General features: G+C 63.4%; 9 protein-coding genes. 5 read left to right on the forward strand and 4 right to left on the reverse strand.

Annotated elements, in window-relative coordinates; all coding sequences use genetic code 11:
* Positions 1-114: 114 nt before the first annotated feature.
* Positions 115-684 carry an IS5 family transposase gene (locus ABD287_RS17905; RefSeq protein ID WP_344174643.1) on the forward strand — a complete coding sequence of 190 codons (570 nt, stop codon included), beginning with the start codon at positions 115-117 and terminating at the stop codon, positions 682-684.
* The gene (imm40, locus tag ABD287_RS18665) at positions 630-920 is read left to right on the forward strand and encodes an Imm40 family immunity protein (RefSeq protein WP_486352065.1); all 291 of its coding nucleotides are present in this window, start codon (positions 630-632) and stop codon (positions 918-920) included. The genes ABD287_RS17905 and imm40 overlap by 55 nt, the downstream gene beginning before the upstream one ends.
* Before the next feature lie 161 nt (positions 921-1,081).
* Here imm40 and ABD287_RS17910 read toward each other — a convergent pair whose 3' ends face one another.
* The 4 genes from ABD287_RS17910 to ABD287_RS17925 form a co-directional block, all read right to left on the reverse strand.
* Entirely contained in the window at positions 1,082-2,032 is a 951-nt protein-coding gene (locus ABD287_RS17910; protein ID WP_344174629.1) for a BsuBI/PstI family type II restriction endonuclease, read from the reverse strand.
* Positions 2,029-3,519, reverse strand: coding sequence for an Eco57I restriction-modification methylase domain-containing protein (locus tag ABD287_RS17915; protein ID WP_344174631.1), 1,491 nt, complete (start codon positions 3,517-3,519; stop codon positions 2,029-2,031). The genes ABD287_RS17910 and ABD287_RS17915 overlap by 4 nt, the downstream gene beginning before the upstream one ends.
* A gap of 222 nt (positions 3,520-3,741) precedes the next feature.
* Positions 3,742-4,098: a tyrosine-type recombinase/integrase gene (locus tag ABD287_RS17920; RefSeq protein WP_344174633.1), complete on the reverse strand. Its 357-nt coding sequence runs from the start codon at positions 4,096-4,098 to the stop codon at positions 3,742-3,744.
* A complete protein-coding gene (locus ABD287_RS17925) occupies positions 4,095-4,304 on the reverse strand; it encodes a tyrosine-type recombinase/integrase (protein ID WP_344174635.1) in 210 nt (69 codons plus the stop codon). Before ABD287_RS17925 ends, ABD287_RS17920 begins: the two co-directional genes overlap by 4 nt.
* Before the next feature lie 392 nt (positions 4,305-4,696).
* On the opposite strand from ABD287_RS17925, the gene ABD287_RS17930 reads away from it, so the two are divergent.
* The 3 genes from ABD287_RS17930 to ABD287_RS17940 all read left to right on the forward strand — a co-directional run bounded on the left by ABD287_RS17930 (position 4,697) and on the right by ABD287_RS17940 (position 7,148).
* A protein-coding gene (locus tag ABD287_RS17930) for an IS3 family transposase (RefSeq protein WP_344174637.1) occupies positions 4,697-5,868 on the forward strand; the annotation gives its coding sequence in 2 pieces (ribosomal slippage) (positions 4,697-4,981 and positions 4,984-5,868; 1,170 coding nt in all).
* A gap of 37 nt (positions 5,869-5,905) precedes the next feature.
* Positions 5,906-6,340, forward strand: a complete 435-nt coding sequence (locus tag ABD287_RS17935) for a TIGR02391 family protein (protein ID WP_344174639.1) — start codon at positions 5,906-5,908, stop codon at positions 6,338-6,340.
* A gap of 148 nt (positions 6,341-6,488) precedes the next feature.
* Entirely contained in the window at positions 6,489-7,148 is a 660-nt protein-coding gene (locus tag ABD287_RS17940) for an HAD family hydrolase (protein ID WP_344174641.1), read from the forward strand.
* The last annotated feature ends 224 nt before the right edge of the window (positions 7,149-7,372 follow it).

Below are 7,372 nucleotides of genomic sequence, written 5' to 3' on the forward strand. Positions count from 1 at the left end.
CGCCATCACCGGGACACAGGACCAACGCCGCCGCAGCAACAGACATGCCGCATTGTCTCGCACCCAACTCGTCAAATCACTTCAGACACGCGACACTAGACCGCCGACGGCGCCCTGAACCGGATGCACAACCACCTGCGCGAACAGGTCCGCCAGCAAGCCGAAGGACGCGACGCGCAACCCACTGCGGCACTGGTCGACTCCCAGTCGCTACGCGGCGCGCAGACCGTCGCACGGTCCAGCCGCGGCTACGACGCCGGGAAGAAGATCAACGGCCGCAAACGCCATATCGCGGTCGACACCTGCGGGCTGCTACTCGCGGTCCTCATCACCGGCGCCGGCGTGCAGGACCGCGACGGTGCCCGACCACTGCTCTGGGCGTTGCACGCCTGCTTCCCCGGTATCCGGGTGGTCTGGGCCGACTCGGGCTACACCGGCAAACTCGTCACCTGGGCCACCGAACAACTCAAACTCACCCTGCAGATCGTGGCCAAGCTGGCCGGGCAGACCACCTTCGTCGTCCTGCACCGCAGGTGGGCGGTCGAGCGGACGTTCTCCTGGATCAACCGATCCCGACGCACCGTCCGCGACTACGAACGCCTCCCGCAACACCACGCCGCGATGGTCCAATGGGCCATGATCATCATCATGACCCGCCGCCTCGCCCGCCACCAACACACCTGAAACCCTTATTTACCAGGCTCTTAGTCGTCCTTGGCGGAGACCTCTGGGAACACGAGGATGGGAAGTACTACCCGTCCGGGGAGAGTTGGTACGTCGATTCTCGGGAAGGGGAGTCACCGCGCGACCGTGAAGCCCGAGTCAGAGTAGCAGCGATCGAGTTCTTCGAGCTCTATATCGGTGCCGACGACAAGGGAGTCACTTTCGTCGTGAAGTCAGGCGCATCCGTTCCTAATTAGAGTCAAACATTAGTTGGGTTCCGTTGAGTATTGTCGACGGAGCCCACTTTTGTTGTCCGTAGTTGCATGGCTTCTGATACGAAATGGCGTGAATCTTCCGGACAAGATCCGGTGCGGCGGCGCAGTCAAAGAGTCGGTGGTCCACCTGGAACACTGCAATCTCAACGGTACGGGCCGAGGAAGCGCTCGCCGTTGTAGTGGATCATGTGTGTTGGGTGGTCGGCGCACCAGACCTCGGTTTCCCAAGCGATCGCGGTGACATACTTCCTGAACTCTGCGCGGTTCGGAAAGCACGACACATAGACGAGCCCCGCAGTAGAGGCAGCGAAAAGCGTCGCCAGCTCGCTGTGCCGCTTGGAGTCGACGGGGCCGTGAGAGCTGGCCGCCTCCATGAGTACGAGCCAGTTCCGATCGGGCAAATAGACTACGAGATCGGGCATCTTGCCGTGCTTGTCCACCGTGATGCCGAGACCTGCTAGTCGGTCTCTCTCGAACAGCGCCCACTTGTCGCCCGCATCGCCGATGTAGAGCACCTCGCCGGCAGGCGTGAACCGTGGGCAGAAGTCTTCGACCATCGACTTCAGGAGCACATTCTGACCTCCCGGCGAGAGGGTGAACTCCACGCCTCCTGGCAAGGTCAGCGGGATGCGATCCATCTCCCGGACAGCGTCGTACTTAGCCTTCAATCCCGGCACAGCGGCGAGGTACTCATTTACCGCAGAATCCCAGTGATCAGTCTTGTATGTCCGGATTACACCCAACGTTTCGGTGGGGATCTGATAGTTCCACTTCGGAGAATTCACGGGGCGGTCGGGCTGGTCCGGATTTTGGATGATGAGATACGCCTCGGCGAACTGGTGAAGGGTGAAGCGCCGAATGGTCTCGCGACTATTGGGCGCGTACTCTTTCTCGTACACATCCCGAATGAAATCCATGATCGCTCGCGTTCCGAGCATGGGATTAGCTGCCTCACTCCACGCCTGCCCTGGCTCAAGGCCGAGGAGCGCCAGAAGTGTCAGGGCGCTGCGTTCATTGCTTCTTTCGGCATCCATGCCGAGCACCTTAAGCACGGTGCGGGCTTTCTCAACCTGCTCGATAGCTTCGTCGTTCATGCTGGCCCCGCCGCGACGTCCGAGACGAGCGCGTCGATGTCGGCCTGGTCGGTCGGCGACTCATGTTCCCCCAGTCGTCGCAGCGAGTCCTGTTGTGGGAAGCGCAGCGTTCGCAGGTCGGTGGCATTGACCTGCGTATGCCCCGAGAAGGTGCGGAAGAACCGATCCACGAGTGACGAGTTCAACCACACGCTGAGTCCGCGCGCGATTTGCTCATCCAGCCCGTCGCCTTTGATGTGAAACACGTTTAGATGGTTCTCGAAGGCGACAGGGCCAGGAGTCTCGCTCGGAGACCAAACCGACGCAACGATCCGTCGCCGCTCTTCCTTTGCGCTGAACCGTTTGACAATCGTGTACCAGCCTTCGGGAAGCAACAGTGATTTTTCCTTCGGTTCAGTCGGCCTGAAGTACTGTGCTTTCCGGATTGCGCGCGGCCACTGGAGGTTGCCCCCGTGAATGTTGCCCGGATAGATGAGCGGGAACGCCCCACCGGGATCCTCAGTATACAAAGCTGAGCGCGATCGGAAGTCCACTACGCGACCTGTCGAAACCTCAATTCCTAGGTCTCGCAAGGAGCGCGGAAGCGCAAGCATTCGCTCGGCCACGGAAGTATCGTCCGCATTTGTTGTGAGTCGGATGAAGCGGTGTAGGTCAGTGGGATGGACGACGTCGCCGTACGGCACTTCACGAGTAGTGACTTGGTCGTGATGGCCGCTGCTGACCGAGAGCGTGACCCCGTCGCGCCTGCCTTCGCGAGTACCGGAGAAGATCACGTTTTCCTGAAGGACGCCGGTGTCGGCGAACACTTTAGAGCGGGATTCGAAGACGTGGACATGGTCGAGCGCGAGATGGTCGAGCAGGTACCGCCGGAACTCACCGAAGTATGGCCCGTTGCAGAACGAGCGCGGGGTGATGGCCACCAACTGGCCAGCGGGCTGCAGAGCACCAACCGAGAGTGCGAGAAATGCCGCGTACAGGTTTGGGGCGTCCACGCTCGTGCGCTTCACCGCCTGTCGATACGGGCTGGTAATAGCCAACTTACCGTAGGGAGGATTCTGGATGACGAGATCGAACCCGGTCAGGCGATGGTCAGCCCCATGAGCGGTGGCCGCGAGGATGAAGTCGGCCTCGATGACCTCCGCAGTGATTCGTCCCTGTCCGGCCGCCTTACATGCATCCAGCGTGGCCCGGAGGTGTGGGAGCACACTCTCATCGCACTCGACCGCGACGACGTGAACGGAGATGTCGGGACGGTCAGCGAGCACCCGAGCCACGAGTGCTGCTGTGAGCATCCCCGACCCCGCTCCAGGGTCCAACACACGCAGTGAACCCGACTTCGGTAGCCGGGGTAACGATGCAACCAGGGCCGATGCCGCCGCTGGCGTGAAGAACTGGCCGAGGGTGCCCTGCGTCCGCGCATCTAGCCCGCCTAGAGCAGCCAGGCGTTCGGTTTCGGCGAGGTCGAGCAGTCCTGCAGGCGTCGTCACGATGTCACGCTATCTCGTTGGCGAACGTCAACCCAGGCAGCAGGGGCCCCGTCCTGCGCGGCGGCGCCCAGGCCTGCGTCGGACGAGGGCATCAAGACGATCGGCGTAGCCGCATCGGGTTACCGGCGGCCGTGCCCGCCCGGTTCGCATTGTGACTCCTTCGGGCACAAGGCAAACTCCCAACTATCATGTTGCGAAGGCAGCCATCCGTACAGCCCAGGGTCACGCCGACTCACCTCCCAGCACGTCGTCAATCGCCTTCGCGGCCGATCGCGCCCGACTCGGTAGGACGTGGCCGTAGGTGTCCGCTGTCAAGCGGTAGGTCGAGTGTCCGAGCAGGTCCATGACGGTGCGCAGCTCCTCGCCCCGATCGAGGAGGAACGTCGCGTAGGCGTGCCGCAGATCGTGCAGGTGCAGCCAGTCCAGTCCGGCCGCTTCCCGCAGCTGCTGGAATCGACGATTGACGTTGCGCGGCTCCATTGGGGTACCAACGGAGCTTGTGAGCACCAGACCGTAGTCCTCCCACAGCTCCCCGGCGGCCAGGCGGTCCTTCGCCTGGGTGACTCGCTGAGCGGTCAACGCGCGTTAGCCGGTCGCCGACAGCGGAGCGGCCGGGCGGAACGGTGCGTCTTCTGCGGCAGGAACATCAGCCGGTCATCAACTCGCTGGAGCGTTTGCCGAACGAACAGCGCCATGGCATCCATGTCGATGTCCGCCCAGCGCAGTCCCAGCAGCTCGCCGCGGCGTAGGCCAGTCGAGATCGCCAGGGTGAACAGCGGCTCCAACCGATCACCCACCATCACATCGAGAAGTGCCTTCGCCTCCTGCGGCGTCAGCGCCCGTCGTTCTTGGCGGCCGAGCGGCGGTGGCTTGGCCGCCTTCGCTACGTTCCTCGCCCCAGTCGTACCCCTCGGCGTCGCTCAGGGCGACCCGCAGAACCGCGTGCAGCTTCACGATGCTGGCAGGTGCCATTCCTTCCCGCAGCGACGCCAGGAACCTTTGGACATCGCGGGCGCTCAGCCGGTCAAGCTTCGTTCGGCCGAGGCCCGGGATGAGATGGGTTTCCACCGCGATCCGAGAGTGCGCCACCGTCGACACCGCCGTGCCATGGGTCTGCTGCACCAGTAGGTGACACCTGAGATGGCTTGCCGTTCAGGCGGGCTGGAAGGATGTCACCGTGCCCAAGCCCTACCCCCGAGAGTTCCGCGACGACGTCGTGCGTGTGGCCCGCAACCGCGACGCGGGTGTGACGGTCGAGCAGATCGCCAAGGACTTCGGGGTGCACCCGATGACCTTGTTTAAGTGGCTGCGTCAGGCCGATGTCGAGGCCGGCGACAAGCCGGGCGTGACCCGCAGCGAGTCGGCAGAGCTGCGGGAGCTGCGACGCCGTAACAAGCTGCTGGAGCAGGAGAACGAGGTCCTGCGCCGCGCCGCCGCCTACCTGTCCCAGGCGAACCTGCCGGGAAAAGGCTCTACCCGCTCGTGAGTGAGCTGGCCGCCGACGGGATCCCCGTCGCGGTGACGTGCCGGGTACTCAAAGTCGCTCGCCAGGCCTACTACCGGTGGCTGCACCAGCCCGTCACCCCGGCCGAGTACGCGGCCGCCTACCGGGCGGACGCACTGTTCGACGCCCACCGCGAAGACCCCGAGTTCGGCTACCGGTTCCTGGCCGACGAGGCCGCCGCGGCCGGGCAGCCGATGGCTGACCGGACGGCGTGGCGGATCTGCTCCGGCAACGGCTGGTGGTCGGCGTTCGGCAAGCGCAAACGGCGGGGCAGGGGCGGCAAGGTCGGCCCACCGGTGCACGACGACTTGGTGCGACGGGACTTCACCGCCGACGGACCGAACCAGTTGTGGCTGGCCGACATCACCGAACACCACACCACCAGTGAGGGCAAGCTCTACCTTTGCGCGATCAAGGACGTGTGGTCGAACCGGATCGTCGACTACTCCATCGACTCCCGGATGAAGTCCCGCCTGGCCGTCAACGCGCTGGACAACGCCGCCGCCCGACGCGGCGACCTCACCGGCTGCGTTCTACACACCGACCGCGGGTCGCAATTTCGATCAAGGAAATTCGTCGCTGCTCTGCACCGCCACCGGCTGCTCGGTTCCATGGGCCGTGTCGGAGCAGCCGGCGACAACGCCGCCATGGAATCGTTCTTCGGGCTGCTGCAAAACAACGTCCTCAACCGACGCACCTGGACCACCCGCGAGCAGCTACGCATCGCGATCGTGACCTGGATCGAACGCACCTACCACCGCCGACGCCGCCAGCGGCCCCTCGGCCGGTTGACCCCCATCGAGTACGAGACCATCATGACCCCACCGGCCACTCAGGCCGCGTGACTTGAACTGTCACCTATCGGTGCAGCAGACCCCTCTGATGTCCGCCAAGGTGGCTACATTCCCGCTCGATACGGATCTCGAAGACGGGGATCTGATCGAGCAGCGCCTTCCCTCAGGGAAGGCCAAGCTATATCGAGCGACACGGGTGACTTATCACAGCCAACGTGGATTGCCGGCATCCGCCCAGCGCGTGACGGCCGAGATCGAGCCGGTTATGACTCGGCCTGCGCCCGCTGATCGGCGGGTTGAGATCGGTGGGATGCATCCCACCGTATCGCAGGCGGCGGGCGCATTATTCGCAGACGGTCACTACAGCAAGGCCGTGCTGGCTGCCTTCCAGGCCGTAGAGCTGCAGGTCCAGACGAAATCCGGCTTGACCGAAACCGGTGTCCCGCTCATGCATCGCACCCTAAATCCCCAGTCCGCGCGCATAGAGCGTTCCAGCACAAACGCGGGACGAAGCTTGATCTAGAAGTTTGCCGATCTCCCGGAAGATGATGGCGGCTTGCTGGTGGGCGGCGATCGCCTCCTCGAACCGCCGCACCTGCCGCAGGGTCAGGCCGAGGTTGTTCAGTCCGCCTTGGGCACAGGACAATGGCGTTGTCACCTATACTGCCCCTATGCCACTCATGCTGACGGATCTCGACAACACCCTGGTGGACCGCGATGCGGCTTTCCGTCATGCTGTGGCCGCGTTCCTCACCGAGCACGGCTTACCCGACACCGATCTTGCATGGATCGTGGCCGTCGATGCCAGTGGCTACACCCCGTGTGATCTGGTCGCTTCGGCGATGGCCGAAAGGTACGGGGACGCTGTATCCGACGGTGCCGTACGCGCCCTTCTCGACAACGGGGGCGCCGACCGCGTCGTCTTGGAGAAGTCGACTGAGCACGCATTAATTGCGGCGCGCGAACGTGGTTGGGTTTGCGTAATCGTCACTAACGGCGATACAGTGCAGCAGGAAACTAAAATCCGTAACACCGGACTCGATCGGATCGTTCATGGGTGGGTCGTCTCGGAAGAAGTGGGCCACAAGAAGCCCGCTCCAGAGATTTTCTACGCGGCAGAAAAAATGGCGGGGCTTTCACTTCGCGGTGCCTGGATGATCGGCGACTCGCCGCACGCCGACATCGCAGGAGCGGTGGCAGTGGGTATCCGGAGCGTCTGGGTCTCAAACGATAGACCCTGGATTCAAGACGGTTATTCACCCACCGACGTTGCTATCGACGTCGCCTCAGCAATACGTCGAGTCCTCGGGGTCATTCATCCGAGCCGGTGAGCTGAAATCGGACGCACCTCGTGCCGGGGGATGTATCTACACGTCTAGTGTCGCGTGTCTGAAGTGGTTTGACCAGTTGGGTGCGAGACAATGCGGCATGTCTGTTGCTGCGGCGTTGGTCCTGCGTCCCGGTGATGGCGGCCGGTTGCGTGAGTTGACGCGGTCATCGGCGGCGCCGGCGGGGCATGTGCAGCGGGCCAGGATGGTGTTGCTGGCCGCGCAGG

It is taken from the genome of Pilimelia columellifera subsp. columellifera, from assembly GCF_039532605.1.
GTDB classification, from domain to species: domain Bacteria; phylum Actinomycetota; class Actinomycetes; order Mycobacteriales; family Micromonosporaceae; genus Pilimelia; species Pilimelia columellifera.

What these genes read in the sequence shown, in the direction of transcription:
- imm40 (WP_486352065.1), top strand. Translation starts at nt 630, where the DNA reads ATGGGCCATGATCATCATCATGACCCGCCGCCTCGCCCGCCACCAACA.
- ABD287_RS17910 (WP_344174629.1), bottom strand. Translation starts at nt 2,032, where the DNA reads ATGAACGACGAAGCTATCGAGCAGGTTGAGAAAGCCCGCACCGTGCTT.
- ABD287_RS17935 (WP_344174639.1), top strand. Translation starts at nt 5,906, where the DNA reads ATGTCCGCCAAGGTGGCTACATTCCCGCTCGATACGGATCTCGAAGAC.
- ABD287_RS17940 (WP_344174641.1), top strand. Translation starts at nt 6,489, where the DNA reads ATGCCACTCATGCTGACGGATCTCGACAACACCCTGGTGGACCGCGAT.